The following is a 20,633-nucleotide window of genomic DNA, read 5'->3' as shown; positions in this document are numbered from 1 at the left end:
CCCGTTCGCCCTGAGCCTGTCGAAGGGCTTTTGCGATGTGGGCTGGAGGGGCTTCGACAGGCTCAGCCCGAACGGATATTGCGTCATCTCAATCTCCCTCAAAGACTGGGCGCTGCTTGGCCGCGAACGCTTCGTACGCGCGCTTGAAATCCTGCGTCTGCATGCAGATCGCCTGCGCCTGCGCCTCGGCCTCGATGGCCTGGTCCAGCGTCATGGCCCATTCCTGGTGCAGCATGGTCTTGGTCATGCCGTGCGCGAAGGTGGGGCCTTGCGCGAGCTGGGTGGCGAGCTGGTGCGCGGCGGTCAGCAGCGCGGCGTTCTCGTGCAGCGCGTTGAAGAAACCCCAGGCGTGGCCTTCAGCGGCGGTCATGGCGCGGCCGGTGAACAGCAGCTCGCTCGCGCGGCCCTGGCCGATCATGCGGGGCAGCAGCGCACAGGCGCCCATGTCGGCACCCGCCAGGCCCACGCGGGTGAAGAGGAAAGCCACGGTGGCCTGCGGCGTGCCCAGCCGCAGGTCGGAAGCCAGCGCCATCATGGCGCCGGCGCCGGCGCACACACCGTCGAGCGCAGCCACGATGGGCTGCGGGCAGGCGCGCATGGCGCTCACCAGGGCGCCGGTCATGCGCGTGAAGGCCAGCAGCTCGGGCATGGTCATGGTGGTGAGCGGGCCGATGATCTCGTGCACGTCACCGCCCGAGCAGAAGTTGTTGCCCGCGCCGGTGAGCACCACCGCCTTGATGTCGGTGCTTTTCTGCAGGGCCAGAAACCAGTCGCGCAGCTCGGCATACGACTCGAAGGTCAGCGGGTTCTTGCGCTCGGGCCGGTTGAGCGTGACGGTGGCCACGCCGTCGTTCACGCTGAGCGCGAAGTGGCTGGGGCGTGCATCGGCCATGGCGGTGTACTGACCGCGCATGGGGTTGTGGTCGGGGATGGGGTGTTTCATTCTTCGATGCGTTGGTTGATGTCGAGTTGGTGCGCTTTCACCTTGCCCAGCAGCTTGTGCAGGCTCTCCAGGTCGCGCGGGCTCAGGCCTTCGAAGGCGTCCACGATCCACTCTTCGTGCTGGCGCGCCATCGCGGTGAAGGTGGTGCGGCCGTGGTCGGTGAGGGCCACGCGAAACGCACGGCGGTCGCCGTCCACGTCCAGCCGCTCCACCAGGCCTTCGTTGACCAACTGGTCGGTGATGCCGGTCACATTGCCGCCGGTGACCATGAGCCGGTGCGAGAGCTCCTTCATCTTCAAACCCTCGGGGTGGCGCTCCAGCTGGGCCATGAGGTCGAAGCGCGGCAGCGTGGTGTCGAACTGCTCGCGCAGGCCGGCGCGCACGCGTTTTTCGATCAGCTGCGAGCAGGTGAGCAGGCGCAGCCACAGGCGCAACTCGTGCGCGTGTTCGCTGTGGGCACGGGCTTCCAGGTCCAGGGGTGAATCGTTCATGGGGTGTTGTCTTTCAAGGCTTGCAGGCGGGCAGTTTCGCGGTAGAGCTGGTCACGCCCGCTCTCATACGGGCGGGGCCATTGCAGGGCGCGGGTTTGCAGCTTGGCGGCCTCGTGCAGTGTCCAGGCCGGGTCGGCCAGGTGCGGGCGGGCCACGGCGCAGAGGTCCGCGCGGCCGGCGGCGATGATGCTGTTGGCGTGGTCGGCCTCGCTGATGGCTCCCACCGCCATGGTGAGGATGCCGGCCTCGTTGCGCACACGGTCGGCAAACGGCGTCTGGTACATGCGGCCGTAGACGGGCTTGGCCGCGCGCGTGGTCTGGCCCGAGGACACGTCGATCACGTCGCAGCCCGCGGCCTTGAACAGCCGCGCGATCTCCACCGCGTCGTCCGGCGTGTTGCCACCGGGCGCCCAGTCGTGCGCGGAGATGCGCACGCTCATGGGCCGGTCCGCCGGCCACGCGGCGCGCATGGCGGTGAACACCTCCAGCGGGTAGCGGCAGCGGTTGGCCAGTGTGCCGCCGTACTCGTCGGTGCGCAGGTTGGTCAGCGGGCAGATGAAGGCCGAGAGCAGGTAGCCGTGCGCGGCGTGCAGTTCGAGCCAGTCGAAGCCGGCGGCGGCTGCGCGTCGGGTGGACTCGACGAAGGCGGCCGTGAGCGCGTCCATGTCGGCGCGGGTCATGGCGCGCGGCACCTGGTTTTGCGGGCCGTAGGGCACGGCACTCGCCGAGATCACGGGCCAGTTGCCAGCCTCCAGCGGTTCGTCGATGCGCTCCCAGCCGAGCTGCGTGGAACCCTTGGGGCCGCTGTGGCCGAGCTGGATGCCGATGTGCGCGTGGCTCGCGTGGGTGAAGTCCACGATGCGCTTGAAGCCCGCTTGCTGCGCGTCGTTCCACAAGCCGGGGCAGCCCGGTGTGATGCGGCCTTCGGGTGTGGGGCTGGTCATCTCCACCATCACCAGCGCGGCGCCACCGAGCGCGCGCGCACCCAGGTGCACCAGGTGGTAGTCGCCCACCGCGCCGTCGACCGCGCTGTACTGCGCCATGGGCGAGACGACGATGCGGTTCTTCAACGTGAGGCCGCGCACCGTGAGCGGCAGCAGCATGGGCGGAGTAGGGTGTTTTTTCACCGGCGCGTCGGGCTTGACCTGGGCTTCAAGCCAGGCTTCGTAGCCTTCGAGCCAACCGGCATCGCGCAAGCGCAAATTTTCATGGCTGATGCGCTGGCTGCGCGTGAGCAACGAGTAGGCGAACTGCTCGACTTCCATGCCGGTGTAGCGGTCCACGTTCTCGAACCACTCGGTGGAGTTGCGCGCGGCGTTCTGGATCTTGAGCACCTCCACGCTGCGGCGCGCTTCGTAGCCCTGCAGCACCTCGGCCACATCGGCATTGGCGTGGCGCGTGAACTCGTTGGCCAGGTCGATCGCGTCTTCCAGCGCGAGCTTGGTGCCGCTGCCAATCGAAAAGTGCGCGGTGTGCGCTGAGTCGCCCATGAGCACGATGGGGATCTGACGTCCAGCCACCTCAGTCTTGTGCACCCATGTCTTGCAGATCACGCGCGGAAAACGGATCCAGTTGGCCGAGCCACGCAGGTGCTGCGCGTTGCTGATGAGCGCGTGGCCTTCCAGCCGGTCGGCGAACAATTTCTCGCAGAAGGCCACGCCCTCGGCCTGCTCCATCTGGTCGATGCCGTGTGCCTTCCACACCGCCTCGGGCGTTTCCACGATGAAGGTCGAGGTCTCGCCGTCGAACTTGTAGGCGTGTGCCTGGAACCAGCCGTGTTCGGTCTGCACGAAGTCGAAGGTGAAGGCGTCGAACGTCTTCCTGGTGCCGAGCCACACGAAGCGGCATTCGCGCGTGTCGATGTCGGGCTGGAAGGTCTCGGCGTAGCGCGTGCGGATGCGGCTGTTGAGGCCATCGCTGGCGATCACCAGGTCGGCGTTGTACTGCGCGGCGAGCGCCTGGTCGTCGGTCACATCGGTTTCGAAAACGAGGTTCACACCCAGGGCCAGGCAACGGTCTTGCAGGATGTTGAGCAGCTTTTTGCGGCCGATGCCGCAGAAGCCATGGCCGCCCGAGCGCACGCGCCCGCCCTTGTAGAAGACCTCGATGTCGTCCCAGTGGTTGAAGGCTTCACCGATCAGCGTGGCCGATTCGGGGTCGGCCGCGCGCAGGTTGCCCAGCGTCTGGTCGGAGAGCACCACGCCCCAGCCGAAGGTGTCGAATGGCCGGTTGCGCTCGACCACGGTCACGGTGAGCGAGGGATCTCGCCGCTTCATCAGCAAGGCGAAATACAGGCCGGCCGGGCCACCGCCGATGCACAGGATGCGTTGGAGCGCTGAGTCTGGAGTGTTCATGCCTAATTAGTTTAGACTTGAATTATTCAGCTTCAATCGGGTTTACCCGCATCCCATGGGTACCCGTGCCCGTATGGCGCACTTCGGTGCAACAATGAAGCACAGCCCCAAGGAGGCCCCTATGTCCGTGTACCGATTCAAATCCCGCGAAACCGGCGATCTGGTGATGCTGGCGCAGCACGGCAAGCGCCTCCTGGAAATCCTCGGCAAGGACCCGTCAGGTCCGGGCGTGGTGATGCACCAGCAGATGCCGGCGGCCCAGCAGGCCATCCGCGATGCCATCGTGCTGGAAGAAGCCGAGCAGAAGCGGCTTCGCGAAGAAGCCGCTGAGCGTGGCGATGTGCCACCCGAGTTCGATCAGGTGAGCCTGCGCATGCGCAGTGCGCCGTTCATCGAGATGATGCAGCGCTGCGAGAAGGCGGGCGTGGACATCGTCTGGGGGGTGTAGGGGAAGCACCCCCCGCGCGGCTTCGCCGCTCCCCCCTCTCTCGCCTGCGGCGGGAGGGGGGCGACACCTGGGGCCGGCGGAGCCGGACCCTCGGTGTCCCTGGGTTGGGACACGTGCGCCGAGGTGCATTTTTTTGCTTCGAAAGAATGCCGGTGACTGGGCGGCTTCCGGAGCGGGGTGCCTTCACCCAGAGATGCCGCGGAACCGGCTTTGCCGGGCCGCAGGCATCGCCCCCTTCAGGGGGGCGCGCGAAGCGCGGCGGGGGTCAGTCGACTTTCGCGCCTGAGGCCTTCACCACCGGCGCCCACTTCGCAATCTCGGCCTCGATCAGCTTGGCGAATTCCTGGGGCGTGTTGCCGCTGGGGATGGCGCCCTGGCCCACCAGGCGTTCTTTCACTGCGGGCAGGCCCAGCGCTTTGGCGGTTTCCTGTTGCAGGCGGTTCACCACCTCGGGTGGGGTGCCGGCGGGGGCCAGCAGGCCGAACCAGGAGCTGGCTTCAAAGCCGGCGAGCGCGCCGGCTTCGGCCACGGTGGGGGTGTCGGGCAGGGCGCTGGAGCGCACGGCGCTGGTGACCGCAAAGGCCTTCAAGCCGCCCGACTGGATGTGCGGCATGGCCGAGGGCAGGTTGTCGAACATCACGTCCACCGCGCCCACCAGCAGGTCGGTGATGGCCGGGCCGGAGCCGCGGTAGGGGATGTGCGTCATGAAGATGCCGGTGCGCGACTTGAACAGCTCGCCCGCCAGGTGGATCGAGGTGCCGTTGCCGCTGGAGGCCATGTTGAGCTTGCCGGGGCGGGACTTGGCGTACTTGATGAAGTCGGCCACGTTGTTGATGCCCAGTTCCTGTGCGCGCTTGGTGTTCATCACCATCACGTTGGGCACGCCGGCCACCAGTGTGATGGGCGCGAAGTCTTTCTGCGGGTCGTAGGGCAGTTTCGAATACAGCGACTTGTTGATGCCGTGCGTGCCCACCGTGCCCATGAGCAGGGTGTACCCATCGTTGGGTGATTTGGCGACGATGTCTGCGCCGATGTTGCCACCCGCGCCGGCGCGGTTTTCCACCACCACCGGCTGCCCCAGCACCTTGGTCAGCTCGGGCGCCAGCGTGCGGGCCAGGATGTCGGTGGTGCCGCCCGGGGCAAACGGCACCACGATGCGGATCGGTTTGCCCGGCCAGGCCGCCTGGGCTGCAACCAGGCCGGGCAGGGTGGAGGTGGCAACGGCCAGGGCGATGAGGGTGCGACGTGAAAGGGTCATGGTTGTCTCCTGCTGTGTTTGTCGGGTGAATGTAGCGGCGGCTTGTGCGGTGTGTGTGCTCCTTTGAGACAGCACGCGCACGGCCCAAACAAATACAGCCCGCACGGGCGGGCTGTATTCAGGGGCGGTCAACGCTCAGTCGGCGAACTGGCCGGCGGCGTCGATGGCGGTCTTGAGCTTGGTGATCTCGTTGGCCACAAAAGCCTTGTGACCGGCGGGGGTCACGCGGTTGTCGGTCACCACGATGGCGCCCAGGTCTTCCTGGCTCTTGATGAACTCGGGGTCCTTCAAGGCCACCTGCAGTGCGTCGTTCAGTCGCTTGGTGACCTCGGGAGGCGTGCCCTTGGGTGCGTACAGACCGTGCCAGATGGTCAGGTTGAAGCCCTTGAGGCCCATTTCCTGCAGCGATGGGTAGTCCTTGAGCAGCTTGTGGCCGTCCAGGCGCTTGGCGGTGGTCACGGCGAAAGCCTTCACACGCCCGCCTTCGATTTGCGAGGTGGTGTTGGTGGTCTGGTCGCACATCACGTCGACCTGGCCGCCGATGAGGTCGTTCATGGCCGGGCCGGTGCCACGGTAGGCGATGGTGGTCATGGACTTGTCCAGCTTCACGGCCGACTGCCACATCAGGCCGCAGATGTGCGAGGCCGATCCCAGACCGGCGTGCGCCAGGTTGAGCTTGCCGCCGTTGGCGCGGATGTAGGCTTCGAAGTCGCGGTAGGTGTTGGCGTTGAGCTTGTTGGTGCCCAGCAAGGTCATGGGCACGTCGTTGATCATGCCCAGGTACTCGAAGTCTTCGAGTGGCTTGAACTGCTGCTTGCGGTAGAGGCTGGTGGTGGCGGCCATGCCGATGTGCCACACGAGCAGGGTGTAGCCGTCCGGGTTGGCGCGGGCCACCTTGGTGCCCGCGATGGTGCCGCCGGCACCTGCCGCGTTTTCCACCACGATGTTGGCGCCACCCAGGGGTTTGCGCATCGCCTCGGCCAGGCGGCGGGCCACCAGGTCGGTCGGGCCACCAGCGGCGAAGGGCACCACGAAGGTGATGGGCTTGGCGGGGAAGGCCTGTGCATAGGCGCCAACCGAGACGGTGGCTGCCAGGGCGACGGCGAGCAGTTTTTTCATGGAGGTCTCCAACGGGGTTTAAGTGCCCGTCATGGTATCCCCCACGTGACAGCAGGAAATCGCGGAAATTACTTAGCCGGCTGCATGGGAAAACCCTTTGCTGCACCGCAGCCGGGCGCTCTTTGATGACTTCGGTATTACTGGTAGCTGCGCGCGTCCTCGATCACCTTGCCGTCGTTGGGCAGGCTGCCGGGGGGCACCAGTTGCACATCGCTGCGCAGTTTGGTGATGTCGCGCACGGCTGCGGCGATCAGGTCGCGCAGGGCCTCATCGGCCTCGCTGGCCTCGACCTTCAGGCACATCTGGTCGTTGGCCATTTCGCCACTGACCACCAGACGTGCCTTGTGCACTTGCGGAAACCGCCGCGCGATGTCGGCCACCTGCGCGGCGTGCACAAACATGCCCCGCACCTTGGTGGTCTGGTCGGCGCGGCCCATCCAGCCCTTGATGCGCGGGGCGGTGCGGCCGGTGGGGCAGGTGCCCGGCAAGATGGCCGAGAGGTCCCCGGTGCCGAAACGGACCAGCGGGTACGCGGTGTTCAGCGTGGTCACCACCAGTTCACCCACCTCGCCCTCGGGCACCGGGTCGCCCGTGCCCGGGCGCACGATCTCCACGATCACGCCTTCGTCGAGCACCAGGCCCTGTCGCGACGCGGTCTCGTAGGCCACCAGGCCCAGGTCGGCCGTGGCGTAGGTCTGGTACACGTCCACGCCCTGTTCCTTGAACCAGGCCGTGAGGCTGGGCGGACAGGCTTCGCCGCCCACCGAGGCCTTGTTGAGGCTGCGGATGTCGGTGCCCGCTTCCTTCGCTTTCTCCAGCAGGATGCGCAGAAAGCTCGGCGTGCCGGTGTAGGCGTCGGGCTTGAGGTCGACCATGGCGTCGAGCTGCTGCTCGGTCTGGCCGGTGCCGGCGGGGAACACGGTGCAACCCACGGCGTGCGCACCCGACTCCAGGATGAAGGCGCCGGGGGTCATGTGGTAACTGAAGCTGTTGTGCACCAGCTCGCCCGCGCGAAAGCCCGCGGCGAACAAGGCGCGGCCAGCGCGCCAGTAGTCGCGCCCCGTGCCCTCGGGTTCGTAGATCGGGCCAGGGCTGGCAAACACGCGCGACATGGCCGGGCCACGCACCAGCGCGGCAAAGCCACCAAACGCATCACCGCCTTGCGCACGCGAGGCCTTCTGGCGCTCCAGCAGTTCGCTCTTGCGCGTGACCGGCAGGCGGGCGAGCGCCGCGCGGCTGGTGATGCTGGCGGCGTCCACGCCTTTCAGGATGTCGGCAAACGCCGGGCTGTTGCGCTGTGCGTGCGCGATCTGCAAAGGCAGCGCGGCCATTTGAGCTGCTTCGCGCTGATCGCTAGACCGGGTTTCAAGAGCGTCGAAAAATTCGTTCATGGCGATCCAGATACGTCTGTGTGAGGGGGAGTGATTTCAGGGATGACGACGGAACCGGCTTCGCCGGGCCGCAGGCATCGCCCCCTTGAGGGGGTGACGCGCTGAAAGCGCGGCGCGGGGGTGGGCTAAGCAAGCCAGCGTTTTCTGCGCTTGTAGCTCTTCACGTCTTTGAACGACTTGCGCTCGCCTCCCCCCATGCCGAGGTAGAACTCCTTCACGTCCTCGTTGTTGCGCAGGTCGCTGGCCAGACCGTCCATCACGATGCGGCCGCTCTCCATGATGTAGCCGTAGTCGGCGTACTTCAGCGCCATGTTGGTGTTCTGCTCGGCCAGCAGGAAGGTGACCTTCTCTTTCTGGTTGAGGTCTTTCACGATCTCGAACACCTCTTCCACGATCTGCGGCGCCAGCCCCATGGAGGGCTCGTCCAGCAGCATCACGCTGGGGTTGGTCATCAGCGCCCGGCCAATGGCGCACATCTGCTGCTCGCCACCCGAGGTGTAGGCGGCCTGGCTGGTGCGCCGGGTTTTCAGGCGCGGAAAGTAGTTGTAGACCTTCTCCAGGTTGCGCGCGATCTCGGCCTTGTCCTTGCGGGTGTAGGAGCCGGTCATGAGGTTTTCTTCGATGGTGAGGTGCGCAAAACAATGCCGCCCTTCCATCACCTGCACCACGCCGCGCTGCACCAGATCGGAGGTGCTGAGGTTTTCGATGCGTTCGCCACGCAGCTCGATGCTGCCCTTGGTGACTTCACCGCGCTCGGCCTTCAACAGGTTGGAGATGGCGCGCAAGGTGGTGGTCTTGCCCGCGCCGTTGCCGCCGAGCACGGCCGCGATCTTGCCGTCGGGCACGTTGAGCGAAACGCCCTTGAGCACGAGGATCACGTGGTTGTAGATGACCTCGATGCCTTGCACGTTGAGGACGTTGGTGGGGGTGCTCTCTGGGGTGGTCATGGGAGTGTCCTGTGTGGCCAATTCAAAGACCGGCTGTGCGCAGGTCTTTGAATTGGCGGCTCTTGCGAGCCGTCAGGTTCAGCCCGTCATCAGCTCTGGCAATCCGCGCCGGTGCGGCGGGTCAGTTTTTTCTCGGCGGCGTACTTGTCGGCCGCAGCCTTGACCATCGGGCGGATGATCTGCTCATCGCCCTGCAGCCAGTCGGAGGTCCACTCGAACTTGGTGCCGTCCCAGGTGTGCACGCGGGCCCACGAAGCACCCATGTGGTCCTGGCAGCTGGTGGAGATCGGGCGCATCACACCCTTGAAGCCCAGCGCGTCGAGCTTGGCCTGGGTCAGGTTCAGGTTCTCGTAACCCCAGCGGGCTTGTTCACCCGTCATGACCTTGCCCTTGCCGTAGCGCTCTTGCGCAGCGCGCACGCCTTCCACCGCGAACATGGCAGCTTGCACGCCGCGCAGGTACAGCACCTGGCCGACTTCTTCCTTCGGTCCGGTGCCCTGGTTCTTGCCGTGCACCTTGGCCAGGATTTCCTGCGCCACGGCCGCATCGGCTTGCGAGCCGTGCTGCATCATGATCGCGTTGTAGCCCTTGGCGCCCGCGCCCACGTCTTTCACGTCCGGCTCGGCACCGGCCCACCACACGCCATACATCTTCTCGCGCGGGTAGCCGGTGGCCTGGGCCTCTTTCAACGCGGTGGAGTTCATCACGCCCCAGCCCCAGTTGAGCACGTAGTCCGGGCGGTTCTGGCGAATCTGCAGCCAGGTGGCTTTCTGTTCGACGCCGGGGTGCGTGACGGGCAGCAGGCTCAGGGTGAAGCCGAGTTGGGCGGCACGCTCCTGCAGCAGCGGAATCGGCTCCTTGCCGAACGGGCTGTCGTGGTAGACCAGCGCGATCTTCTTGCCCTTGAGCTTGTCCATGCCGCCTTCTTTTTTGGCGATGTGCTGGATCAGCGTGTCGGCGGCCACCCAGTAGGTGCCCGAGAGCGGGAAGTTCCACTTGAACACGCCACCATCGGCGGACTCGCTGCGGCCATAACCGGCGGTGATCAGCGGGATCTTGTCGCCCGGGGCCTTTTCGGTCAGCGCAAAGGTGATGCCGGTGGACAGCGGCTGGAACACCGTGGCACCACCGTTCTTGCCCTTGAGGCGTTCGTAGCATTCGACGCCGCGGTCGGTGGCGTAGCCGGTCTCGCACTCTTCAAACGACACCTTCACACCGTTGATGCCACCGCGCTCGTTGACGAGCTTGAGGTAGTCCACGTAGCCGTTGGCGAACGGCACACCGTTGGGCGCGTAGGCGCCGGTGCGGTACACCAGCACGGGGAAGAACTGTTCCTTGGCTTGCGCCATGGCACTCGGCGCCACCAACGCAGCGGACACGCCCGCACAGGCAATGGACACGGACAGAACAAGATTTCGCAGCTTCATTTCGTTGTCTCCTAGTAAGAATCAAACACCGATCAACACACAACACACCATGACCCTTGGATGTCGGACGGCCCACGCCGTTCCGAACTCAGTGCGGAAAGGGCCAGAGCCGCAACTTCTGTTTGGCGATGCTCCAGAGCTTGGCCAGACCGTGGGGTTCCACGATCAGGAACCAGACGATGAGCGCGCCGAAAACCATGAACTCGGTGTGGGACACCGTGGCGGTGGAAATTTCCACGCCGACAAGTGAGCCCACCGCGGGCAGGAACTGGTTGAGGAAAATGGGCAGCACCACGATGAAGGCCGCGCCGAAGAAGCTGCCCATGATGGAGCCCATGCCGCCGATGATCACCATGAAGAGCAGCTGGAAACTGCGGTCGATGGAGAAGGCCGCGGGCTCCCACGAACCCAGGTGCACGAAGCCCCACAGACCGCCGGCCACCCCGATGATGAAAGAGCTGACCGCAAAGGCGCTGAGCTTGGCGTACATCGGGCGGATGCCGATCACAGAAGCCGCCACGTCCATGTCGCGGATGGCCATCCATTCGCGCCCGATGGCCGAGCGCACCAGGTTCTTGGCCAGCAGCGCAAACACCACCAGAAAGCCCAGGCAGAAGAGGTACTTCTCCATCGGCGTGTTGATGATCCAGCCCAGCACCGAGAGGTTGGAGACCGAGACCGAACCCGAGGCGGTGTTGTTGGTGAACCAGCCGATGCGCAGGAACGCCCAGTCGCAGAAGAACTGTGCGGCCAGCGTGGCCACCGCCAGATACAGCCCCTTGACGCGCAGGCTGGGGATGCCGAAGAAGATGCCCACCAGCGTGGCGAAGAAGCCGCCCGAGAGCAGGGCGATGATCACCGGCATGCCGTCGATGCGCACATAGGTGTTGTAGGCCATGTAGGCGCCCACCGCCATGAAGGCGCCCGAGCCCAGGCTGATCTGCCCGCAGTAACCCACGAGGATGTTCACGCCGAGCGCGGCCAGCGCCAGGATCAGGAAGGGGATGAGGATGGCGCGGAACATGTACTCGTCCACCAGCAGCGGCACGCCGATGAAGGCAAACGCGATGAAGGCCAGGATGACCCAGCGGTCCTGCGCGATCGGGAAGATCTGCTGGTCGGCGCGGTAGGAGGTCTTGAACTGACCGTTTTCTCTGTAGAACATGTTTTTCTTCTCCTCAATGTGTCCGGCGAGCCGTGCCTTGCACGGGGCTTCCGTGGAACCGGCTTTGCCGGGCCACAGGGAGCGTTCCCCTCCCGCCGAAGGCGAGAGAGGGGGAAGACGCGAAGCGGCGCAGGGGGTGCTTCATACCCTGTCAATGATCTTCTCGCCGAACAAGCCCTGCGGCCTGAACAGCAGGAACACCAGCGCCAGCACATACGCAAACCAGATCTCGATGCCCCCGCCCACATAGGGGCCGAGGTAGACCTCGGAGAGCTTCTCGCCCACGCCGATGATCAGGCCGCCGATGATGGCGCCGGGCACCGAGGTCAGGCCGCCCAGGATGATCACGGGCAGGGCGCGTAGCGCCACGGTGGTGAGCGAAAACTGCACACCGAGCTTGGAGCCCCAGATGATCCCGGCCACCAGCGCGGTGATGCCGGCGACGAACCAGACGATGACCCAGATGCGGTTGAGCGGAATGCCGATGGATTGCGCGGCCTGGTGGTCGTCGGCCACGGCGCGCAGTGCGCGTCCGGTGGACGTTTTCTGGAAGAACAGCGAGAGCACGGCCACCAGCAGCGCCGCCACGCAGGCCGCGTACACGTCTTCGAGGTTGACCAGCACGCCGCCTTCAAAGACACCTTCGAACAGGAAGATCGGGTCCTTGGGCATGCCCACGTCGATCTGGTAGATGTCCGAGCCGAAGATGGTCTGGCCCAGGCCGTCCAGAAAGTAGGTGATGCCCAGCGTGGCCATGAGCAGCGTCACACCTTCCTGGTTGACCAGATGGCGCAGCACCAGGCGCTCGATCAGCCAGGCCAGCACGAACATGAGCGCACCGGCCATGACGAAGGCGATCAGGTTGCCCAGGAACTTGTCCTCGATGCCCAGCCAGCCCGGCACCCAGCCGGAGAAGCGCGCCATGGCCAGCGCCGCGAACAGCACCATGGCGCCTTGCGCGAAGTTGAAGACGCCGGAGGCTTTGTAGATGAGCACGAAGCCCAGCGCCACCAGCGAATACAGCATGCCGGCCATGAGGCCGCCGAGAAGCGCTTCAAGAAAGAAAGCCATATCAAGTGCCTTTATGGCCGTTCGCCCTGAGCCTGTCGAAGGGCTCTGGCGGTGTTGGTGTGGAGGGCTTCGACAGGCTCAGCCCGAACGGGGTTTCGGTTCATCTCAGTGGGAGGTTCCAAGGTAGGCGCTGATGACCTCCTCGTTGTTGCGAACTTCTTCGGGCGTGCCGTCGCCGATCTTCTTGCCGTAGTCGAGCACCACCACGCGGTCGGAGATGTCCATCACCACGCCCATGTCGTGCTCGATCAGCACGATGGTGGTGCCGAACTCGTCGTTCACATCCAGGATGAAGCGACTCATGTCCTGCTTCTCTTCCACGTTCATGCCGGCCATGGGCTCGTCCAGCAGCAGCACCTGCGGCTCCATGGCCAACGCCCGGCCCAGGTCCACGCGTTTCTGCAGGCCATAGGGCAGGGTGCCCACGGGCGTCTTGCGAAAGGCCTGGATCTCCAGGAAGTCGATGATGTGTTCGACAAACTCGCGGTGTTGTTCTTCTTCTTTCTGCGCGCCGCCCAAAAATTTCAAGCCTGCGAAGGGATTGCGAAACGCCTGCGCGAGGATGTTGCTTTTGATGCGCAGGTTGCGCCCGGTCATGATGTTGTCGATCACGCTCATGCCCTTGAAGAGCGCGAGGTTCTGGAAGGTGCGCGCGATGCCCATCTCGGCCACCTGGCGGCTGTTCATGTGCTTGAAGGTCTGGCCGCGAAAGCTGATCGAACCCTCTTGCGGCTGGTACACGCCGTTGATGCAGTTGAGCATGGAGCTCTTGCCCGCGCCGTTGGGGCCGATGATGGCGCGCACCTCGTGCTCGCGCACGTTGAAGCTGATGTCGGTGAGCGCCTTGACGCCGCCGAAGCGCAGGCTGATGTTGTGCACGTCGAGGATGACGTCGCCGATTTTTTTGCTCATGGTGTGGTGTTCAGGCTGCGGCTTTCACCGGGGCGAAGGTCTTGGCGTCACCCAGCTTGAGCGTGGCGCTCACCGAGCCGCTGCGCCCGTCTTCGAACTTCACCTGGGTTTCGATGTACTGCTCGGTCTTGCCGCTGTAGAGCGCATCCACCAGCGCGGCATACCGCTCGCTGATGAAGCCGCGGCGTACCTTGTTCGTGCGGGTGAGTTCACCGTCGTCGGCGTCCAGTTCCTTGTGCAGCACCAGGAAGCGGCTGATCTGGCTGCCCGCGAGCAGCTCGTCGCGGCTCAGGTCGGCGTTGACCTTTTCAACGCAGTCGCGGATGAGTTCGTATACCTCGGGCTTCTGCGCCAGATCGGTGTAGCCGGCGTACGAGAGGTTGCGCCGCTCGGCCCAGTTGCCCACCGCCTCGAAGTCGATGTTGAGCATCACGCACACGCGCTCGCGCTTGTCGCCCAGGGCCACCGCCTCCTTGATGTAGCTGAAGAACTTGAGTTTGTTCTCCACGTACTTGGGCGCAAACATGGCGCCGTCGTGCACGCCGCCCATGATGCGGCCCACGTCTTTCACGCGGTCGATGATCTTCAGATGGCCGGATGCATCGATGAAGCCGGCATCACTCGTGTGGTACCAGCCGTCAGCGGTCAACACCTCGGCGGTGGCGCTCGGGTTCTTGTAGTAACCCTTGAGCAGCCCGGGCGACTTCACCAGGATCTCGCCACTGTCGCTGAGCTTGATCTCCACGCCTTCGCAGGGTACGCCCACGGTGTCGGCACGGGCTTCGTGGTCGGGCTGCAGGCAGACAAACACGGCTGTTTCGGTGGAGCCGTAGAGCTGCTTCAAGTTGATGCCGATGGAGCGGTAGAAGCTGAACAGGTCGGGGCCGATGGCTTCTCCGGCGGTGTAGGCCACGCGCACGCGGCTCATGCCCAGGTTGTTGCGCAGCGGGCCGTAGACCAGCCAGTCGCCGAGCTTGTATTTGATGGCGTCGACCAGCCCGATGGATTGGCCGTCCATGCGCGTGGGGCCCACGCGCTGGGCCACGTCCATGAAGTAATGGAACATGCCGCGCTTCAAGGCGCCGGCGTCGTCCATGCGGATCATCACGCTGGTGAGCAGGCCTTCAAACACGCGCGGCGGCGCGAAGTAGTAGGTGGGGCCGACTTCCTTGAGGTCGATGGTGACCGTGGCGCCGGACTCCGGGCAGTTCACCACGTAGCCGGCCACCAGCCACTGCGCGTAGGAAAAGATGTTCTGCCCGATCCAGGCCGGCGGCATGTAGGCCAGCACCTCGTCGGCAGGGGTGAGCTTGTCGAAGCGCGCGCCCACGTCGGCGCGGTTGATCAGCGTGTGGTGGGTGTGCACCACGCCCTTGGGGTTGCCGGTGGTACCGCTGGTGAAAAACATGGCGGCCACGTCGTCGGGTTTGCACGCCGCCACCTGCTCGCGGAACAACTGCGGGTGGGCCTTGGCGTGTGCCTGGCCGGCGGCGATCAGCTCTTCCACACCACCCAGGCCGGGCTGGTCGTAGTTGCGCAGGCCGCGCGGGTCGTCGTAGTAAATGTGTGAGAGCTGCGGGCACTGCTCACGGATCTCCAGCATCTTGTCGACCTGCTCCTGGTCTTCCACCACGCAGAAACGCACCTCGGCGTTGTTGATCGGGAACACGCATTCACCACCCACCGCGTCCTGGTAGAGCGGAATCGGGATCGCACCCAGCGACTGCGCGGCCAGCATGGTGGCGTAGAGGCGGGGCCGGTTGGCGCCGATCACCACCATGTGTTCACCGCGCTTCAAGCCGGCCTGGTGCAGACCGCAAGCCAGCGCCTCGACGAGGCGGGCCATGTTGGCCCAGCTCGTGGTCTGCCAGATGCCGTATTCCTTCTCGCGCATCGCCGGGGCGCCGGGGCGGCGCTGGGCGTGGTCCAGCAAGAGCTGGGGGAACGTCGTTTGCATGTGTGTCTCCTGGAGCCGATCGCTTCGTCGGCGTCTGGCGTGTCCCGCACCGGACACGTCTTGATGCAGCGGATCGTAGGACTTCGTTTGACGCCATGTTGTCCGTACGACGACAATTGCGGGTCATCCCTCCTAGGACTTTCCCGTACGGGTTTGCGCCTCCCAGACCGCCATGAGCCTCTTCAGCCCCCACCGTTCCGGCAACGACCTGCGCACCCGCGCGCGCGCGCCCACCGAGGCCGAACTGGCCGAAATTCCCTGGCTGCAACGCCTCACGCCGAGCGATCGGCAGCGTGCGGTGGACGCGCTGGTGGTGGGCGAGGCGGACGCGGGCGACATCATCTGCCGCTTCGGCCGGCCGGTGACCTACTGGTTCGGCCTGGTGGACGGCCTGCTCAAGATGAGCAACGACGATTCACAAGGCCCGGTGATCACCTTCACCGGCGTGGCGCCGGGTGGCTGGTTTGGCGAAGGCACGGTGCTCAAACACGAGCAGTACCGCTACAACATCCAGGCGCTGCGCAAGAGCCGCGTGGCCGGTCTGCCGGTGGAGACCTTCGACTGGCTGCTCGACCACTCGATCGGCTTCAACCGTTTTGTGATGCACCAGCTCAACGAACGCCTGGGCCAGTTCATCGCGGCGCGCGAGATCGACCGCCTGAACAGCCCGGATTTGCGCGTGGCGCGCAACCTGGCCGCGCTGTTCCACCCCCTGCTCTCGCCCAACGTGGCCGGTATCTTGCGCATCACCCAGCAAGAGCTGGCCTACCTGGTGGGCCTGTCGCGCCAGCGCACCAACGAGGCGCTGACCACGCTGGCGGCCAAGGGCTGGATACGCGTGGAATACGGCGGTTTGCGCGTGCTCGACCTCGCGGCGCTGCGCTCCGGCGTTCTTGATGAGGGATGATCGACCCATGACCACCGACAAACCCGCCCGCACGCTCAAGCTCACCCCGGGCGCCGCTCAGAAAAAACCCGCCGATCCGTTCGCACCGCGCCGCGCGCCGGTGCGCCCACCCGGCCCGGCCCGCGCCAAGAGCGTTTCAGCCTCGGCGCCCAAACCTCCACGTGAACCGGCCAAGCCCTACGGCACCCCGCGTGGCGGCCCCGAGGGCGAACGCCCGCGCTACAGCGCAGACCGCCCCCGCTCGGGCCCCGGCGCGGCTCCGCGTGGTGATGACCGTGGCTGGAGTGAACGCCCGGCGCCACGCCGCGCGGACGATCGTTTCGCAGCGCCTGAGCGTCCACAACGCAGCCCCGCTCCAGCACCACGCCCTCAGCCGCACCGGCCCGACCTCGCCCGCGTGGGCAACGTGCGCGGTGAAATCCGCCTCAACAAACGCATGGCCGACCTCGGCCTGTGCTCGCGTCGCGAAGCCGACGAATGGATCGCGCGCGGCTGGGTGCTGGTCAACGGCGAACCCGCGGTGATGGGCATGCCGGTGGCGCCCGACGCGCAGGTGGCCGTGTTACCGCAAGCGCGCCACCAGCAGGCCGGGCAGGTCACCATCCTGCTCAACAAACCGGTGGGTTATGTGAGCGGTCAGCCCGAAGACGGCCACGAGGCCGCCGCCACGCTGATCGGCGCACCGAGCCAGTGGCGCGGCGACGCCAAGACCCCCGCCGATGGCCGGCGTTTCGCACCCGAACACACACGCGGCCTGGCCCCGGCCGGCCGGCTCGACATCGACTCCACCGGTCTGCTCGTGCTCACGCAAGACGGCCGCGTGGCACGCACGCTGATCGGCGAGAGCAGCGGCGTGGAAAAGGAATACCTGGTGCGTGTTCAGTTCGCGCCCAACGGCCCGATGGGTGCAGGCGTGATCGCGGAAAACGTGCAGGCGATCTTTCCGCCACACCAGCTGGCCCGGCTGCGCCACGGCCTGAGCCTGGACGACCAGCCCTTGAAGCCCGCGCAGGTGGAATGGCAGAACCCGGAGCAGCTGCGTTTTGTGCTGGTGGAAGGCAAGAAACGCCAGATCCGCCGCATGTGCGAGCAGGTCGGCCTGCACGTGGTGGGTTTGAAGCGGGTGCGCATCGGCCAGGTGGTGCTGGGCAATCTGCCGGTGGGGCAATGGCGGTATTTGCGGGCTGACGAAGCTTTTTGATTCGTTGATTTCGCTCTGAGACCTCGCGCCAGGCCGGTGGCGGCGCCCGCGTTCTCCGGCCCTGCTCGCGGGGGTCTGCCCGGCGGTTCATGGGCTGCTTCGTCAACACCGTTTCTTGGGCGCTGCCTCTGTGGCAACCGCGAATGGGGGCCTGCGCCCGCGGGCACCGCCACCGTCCTGTGAGCAAACGTGGGCACGCCCATCTTTGCGCGCCCACACCTCGTGGGGCGGATGGAGCGGGTGCGCGGGCGCAGGCCCCCATTCGCGGTTGCCACAGAGCCAGAGCGCCAGCCACCGTGTTGACACAGCGGTCTATGAATCGCCGGGCAGACCCCCGCGAGCAGGGCCGGAGAACGCGCACCCGCTCCGTCCGCCCTCGCACAAAAAGCCGAGTGAAACCCGAGCACGCCAGTCCCTGACGCACAAAAGCAAAGCCCTGAGGGCCACAATGCCCCATGACCCGCGCCAAACCCTCCGCCACCCGCCAGGCCGTGCTGCGCCACCTGCGGCCCAGTGACCTGCAGGCCGCGGTGCGGCTGGCCACGCAGGCCACCACCGGTGTGATCGGCATCGCCGAGGGCGTGCACCAGTCGGTGCGCCGCAAGCTGGGCCTGTCGGCGGGCACGGAAGACGACCGCACGGGTGGCTTCACCGGGCAGATCTACCGCGGCATTCGCGGCGTCACGGCCATGGTCGGCCACGGGCTGGACGGCGCGCTCTCCACCCTGTTGCCCATCCTGGACGACCCTTCCACCCACCCCGCGCCCTCACCCGGCCGAGAAGCCGTGCTCGCCGCGCTCAACGGCGTGATGGGCGACCGCCTGTTGGCACACAACAACCCGCTGGTGCAGCACATGGAGCTGCGCCTGGCCGGGCAGGCCCTGCCGATGGAGCGACCCACCCACCTGCGCGAACGGCTGGCCGGCGCCTCGCCCCACCTGCTGCTGCTGGTGCACGGCCTGTGCATGAACGACACGCAGTGGCATCGCAACGGCCACGACCACGGTGCCTTTCTGGCCCAAGCGCTGGACTGCACGCCGGTTTATGCGCGCTACAACAGCGGCCTGCACACCTCGATCAACGGCCGCGAACTCGCCGGCCAGCTCGAACGCCTGGCGGCGCATTGGCCGGCGCTCGAATCCATCACCGTGCTGAGCCACAGCATGGGCGGGTTGCTGGCGCGCGCCGCTGTGTTCTACGGCCGGCAGATGGGCCACCGCTGGCCCGCGCAACTCAAGCACCTGGTGTTTCTGGGCACGCCGCACCACGGCGCGCCGCTGGAGCGGGCGGGTCACGGCGTGGACGTGTTGCTCGCCGCTTCGCCTTTCACCCTGCCGTTCACGCGCCTGGGCATGCTGCGCAGCGCCGGCATCACCGACCTGCGCCATGGCCATGTGCTGGACGACGACTGGCAGGGGCGGGGACGGTTCGATTCCCCGCATGACCACCGCGTGCCGCTGCCGCTGCCCGAAGGCGTGGCCTGCTTCACCGTGGCCGCCACGCTCGCGCCGCAGCGCGGCCTGCTGGCCGACCGCCTCACCGGCGACGGCCTGGTGCCGCTGCGCAGCGCGCTGGGCCAGCACGACGAGGCCGCGCGAAGGCTGGTGTTTGCCCGAGACAGCCAGCGCACCGTGCACCGCACGGGTCACCTGGAGCTGCTCTCCAGCCCGGTGGTGGCGCAGCAACTGGTGCAGTGGTTGGTGCCCGTGGCGGTGGACGCTGACTGAACCGCCTCAGCGCTCCCGCCCAGCCTCGTGCCACGCCCGCTGCACCGGTGACAGCAGGTACTGCATCACGGTGCGTTGGCCCAGCAGGATTTCGGCCTGGGCCTGCATGCCGGCGGTGAGTTCGTGGCGTCGATCGTCGCGCACCAGCGCCGCGTCGCGCAGGCTCACCGTGGCTTTGTAACGCAGCGGCGGCGGCAGGGCGCCATCGGGCGCCGGCGATCGACCCGGCTCTTCGGTCTGTGCATCGGCGTTCACCCACTGCAGATCGCCGTGCGCCATGCCGTACTTCTGGAACGGATAGGCCGCAAACTTCAACTTGACGGACTGGCCTGGCCGAACGAAGCCCACATCGTCGTTGGCGATCCAGACCTCCACCTTCAGCGGCGCCTGCTGCGGCACCAGCGTGGCCAGCACGGTGCCGGGCTGCACCACTGTTCCCACGGTGTGCGTGGCCAACTCCTTCACGATGCCTTCGTGCGGCGCGCGCAGTTCCATCAGGGCGCGGCGGTGCTGCTGTTTCTGCCAGTCCGCCTCCAGCCGTTCCAGCTGCGAACGGGTCTCGGCGCGCTCGGTGTGCAGGCGCTGGCGGTGCTCGGCCTGTATCTGTTCCAGTTTCTTCACCGACTGGTCGATGCTCGCCCGCGCCGAGGCGATCACGTGCTGTTGGGTGGCGAGTTCCTGTTCTTTCTCGATGCGTTCGCGCCGTTTGTCGCTGACCATGAGCTGGCCGGTGAAGCCCTGGTCGGCGAGTTGCGCATAGGCCGTTTCCTGCGCCTGAAAGTGGGGCAAGACCGCTTGCAACCGCTGGCTTTGCTGCTGAGCGGCAGCCAGCTCTTGTTGCGCCTTGAGCATGCGGCTGCGCTCTTCGGCCAGTGCGCTTGCCAGTGCCGCTTCGTTTGCCAGTTGCTGGGCCAAGGCCTCTTGCGCCAACGGTTGCAATTCATCGGCGTCGATCTTCAGCCGCTGTTCGGCCAGTTCAGCGTCCACGCGGCGCAACGCGAGCCGCTTGCGCCCGCGTTCGGTGGTGAGCGCGCTGAGGTCGGTGTCGGTGGTGAGCGCGTCCATGCGCATGAGCACCTGGTCTTTCTGAACCGTCTGCCCTTCGCGCACGAGGATGGCGCTGACGATGCCCGCCTCTGACGGTTGCACGATCTTGAGGTAGTCCTCGGGCACCAGCTTGCCTTCGGCCACGGCCACGATGTCGAGTCGACCCACCGAAGCCCAGACGATGAGGAACACCAGCAGTGCCAGCAGGCACCACAGCACCCGCCGGCCGATGGGGGAGGGAGCCTGCTGTTGCAGGCGGATCAGGGGT

The 20,633-nt window shown here is 66.2% G+C and carries 17 protein-coding genes; 4 read left to right on the top strand and 13 right to left on the bottom strand.

What is annotated here, in order from left to right; translation table 11 throughout:
- Positions 1-88: 88 nt before the first annotated feature.
- The 3 genes from ACN4F8_RS22465 to ACN4F8_RS22455 are packed head-to-tail and all read right to left on the bottom strand — an operon-like array spanning position 89 to position 3,788.
- Entirely contained in the window at positions 89-943 is an 855-nt protein-coding gene (locus tag ACN4F8_RS22465) for an enoyl-CoA hydratase family protein (RefSeq protein WP_419475605.1), read from the bottom strand.
- A complete protein-coding gene (locus tag ACN4F8_RS22460; protein WP_419475629.1) occupies positions 940-1,419 on the bottom strand; it encodes a MarR family winged helix-turn-helix transcriptional regulator in 480 nt (159 codons plus the stop codon). The genes ACN4F8_RS22465 and ACN4F8_RS22460 overlap by 4 nt, the downstream gene beginning before the upstream one ends.
- Positions 1,420-1,430: 11 nt before the next feature.
- Positions 1,431-3,788, bottom strand: coding sequence for a bifunctional salicylyl-CoA 5-hydroxylase/oxidoreductase (locus ACN4F8_RS22455; protein ID WP_419475604.1), 2,358 nt, complete (start codon positions 3,786-3,788; stop codon positions 1,431-1,433).
- A gap of 121 nt (positions 3,789-3,909) precedes the next feature.
- Here ACN4F8_RS22455 and ACN4F8_RS22450 point away from each other — a divergent pair, with 121 nt between their 5' ends.
- Entirely contained in the window at positions 3,910-4,236 is a 327-nt protein-coding gene (locus tag ACN4F8_RS22450) for a DUF1840 domain-containing protein (RefSeq protein ID WP_419475603.1), read from the top strand.
- A gap of 265 nt (positions 4,237-4,501) precedes the next feature.
- Here ACN4F8_RS22450 and ACN4F8_RS22445 read toward each other — a convergent pair whose 3' ends face one another.
- The 9 genes from ACN4F8_RS22445 to ACN4F8_RS22405 form a co-directional block, all read right to left on the bottom strand.
- On the bottom strand, positions 4,502-5,494 hold the full coding sequence (locus ACN4F8_RS22445) for a Bug family tripartite tricarboxylate transporter substrate binding protein (protein ID WP_419475602.1): 993 nt from the start codon (positions 5,492-5,494) through the stop codon (positions 4,502-4,504).
- Positions 5,495-5,629: 135 nt separating this feature from the next.
- The gene (locus tag ACN4F8_RS22440) at positions 5,630-6,613 is read right to left on the bottom strand and encodes a tripartite tricarboxylate transporter substrate-binding protein (protein ID WP_419475601.1); all 984 of its coding nucleotides are present in this window, start codon (positions 6,611-6,613) and stop codon (positions 5,630-5,632) included.
- A 137-nt stretch (positions 6,614-6,750) separates the two neighbouring features.
- Entirely contained in the window at positions 6,751-8,004 is a 1,254-nt protein-coding gene (locus ACN4F8_RS22435) for a phenylacetate--CoA ligase family protein (RefSeq protein ID WP_419475600.1), read from the bottom strand.
- Between the two features lie 125 nt (positions 8,005-8,129).
- Positions 8,130-8,951, bottom strand: coding sequence for an ABC transporter ATP-binding protein (locus ACN4F8_RS22430; RefSeq protein WP_419475599.1), 822 nt, complete (start codon positions 8,949-8,951; stop codon positions 8,130-8,132).
- 89 nt (positions 8,952-9,040) lie between these two features.
- Positions 9,041-10,378, bottom strand: a complete 1,338-nt coding sequence (locus tag ACN4F8_RS22425; RefSeq protein ID WP_419475598.1) for an ABC transporter substrate-binding protein — start codon at positions 10,376-10,378, stop codon at positions 9,041-9,043.
- A gap of 88 nt (positions 10,379-10,466) precedes the next feature.
- A complete protein-coding gene (locus ACN4F8_RS22420; RefSeq protein WP_419475597.1) occupies positions 10,467-11,543 on the bottom strand; it encodes a branched-chain amino acid ABC transporter permease in 1,077 nt (358 codons plus the stop codon).
- A 141-nt stretch (positions 11,544-11,684) separates the two neighbouring features.
- On the bottom strand, positions 11,685-12,614 hold the full coding sequence (locus ACN4F8_RS22415; protein ID WP_419475596.1) for a branched-chain amino acid ABC transporter permease: 930 nt from the start codon (positions 12,612-12,614) through the stop codon (positions 11,685-11,687).
- Between the two features lie 105 nt (positions 12,615-12,719).
- Positions 12,720-13,526: an ABC transporter ATP-binding protein gene (locus ACN4F8_RS22410; protein ID WP_419475595.1), complete on the bottom strand. Its 807-nt coding sequence runs from the start codon at positions 13,524-13,526 to the stop codon at positions 12,720-12,722.
- Positions 13,527-13,536: 10 nt separating this feature from the next.
- Positions 13,537-15,483, bottom strand: a complete 1,947-nt coding sequence (locus tag ACN4F8_RS22405; protein ID WP_419475594.1) for an AMP-dependent synthetase/ligase — start codon at positions 15,481-15,483, stop codon at positions 13,537-13,539.
- A gap of 172 nt (positions 15,484-15,655) precedes the next feature.
- Here ACN4F8_RS22405 and ACN4F8_RS22400 point away from each other — a divergent pair, with 172 nt between their 5' ends.
- The 3 genes from ACN4F8_RS22400 to ACN4F8_RS22390 all read left to right on the top strand — a co-directional run bounded on the left by ACN4F8_RS22400 (position 15,656) and on the right by ACN4F8_RS22390 (position 19,318).
- Positions 15,656-16,390: a Crp/Fnr family transcriptional regulator gene (locus tag ACN4F8_RS22400; RefSeq protein WP_419475593.1), complete on the top strand. Its 735-nt coding sequence runs from the start codon at positions 15,656-15,658 to the stop codon at positions 16,388-16,390.
- A gap of 7 nt (positions 16,391-16,397) precedes the next feature.
- Entirely contained in the window at positions 16,398-17,591 is a 1,194-nt protein-coding gene (locus ACN4F8_RS22395) for a pseudouridine synthase (protein ID WP_419475592.1), read from the top strand.
- 455 nt (positions 17,592-18,046) lie between these two features.
- Positions 18,047-19,318, top strand: a complete 1,272-nt coding sequence (locus ACN4F8_RS22390) for an esterase/lipase family protein (RefSeq protein WP_419475591.1) — start codon at positions 18,047-18,049, stop codon at positions 19,316-19,318.
- A gap of 6 nt (positions 19,319-19,324) precedes the next feature.
- Here ACN4F8_RS22390 and ACN4F8_RS22385 read toward each other — a convergent pair.
- The coding region (locus ACN4F8_RS22385) for an HlyD family type I secretion periplasmic adaptor subunit (protein WP_419475590.1) at positions 19,325-20,633 on the bottom strand (1,309 nt) is incomplete at its 5' end.

This window comes from Hydrogenophaga sp. (assembly GCF_048549895.1).
Taxonomy (GTDB): domain Bacteria; phylum Pseudomonadota; class Gammaproteobacteria; order Burkholderiales; family Burkholderiaceae_C; genus Hydrogenophaga.
The sequence above is the reverse complement of the archived record's forward strand: the minus strand, read 5'-3'. Positions and strand labels throughout refer to the sequence as shown.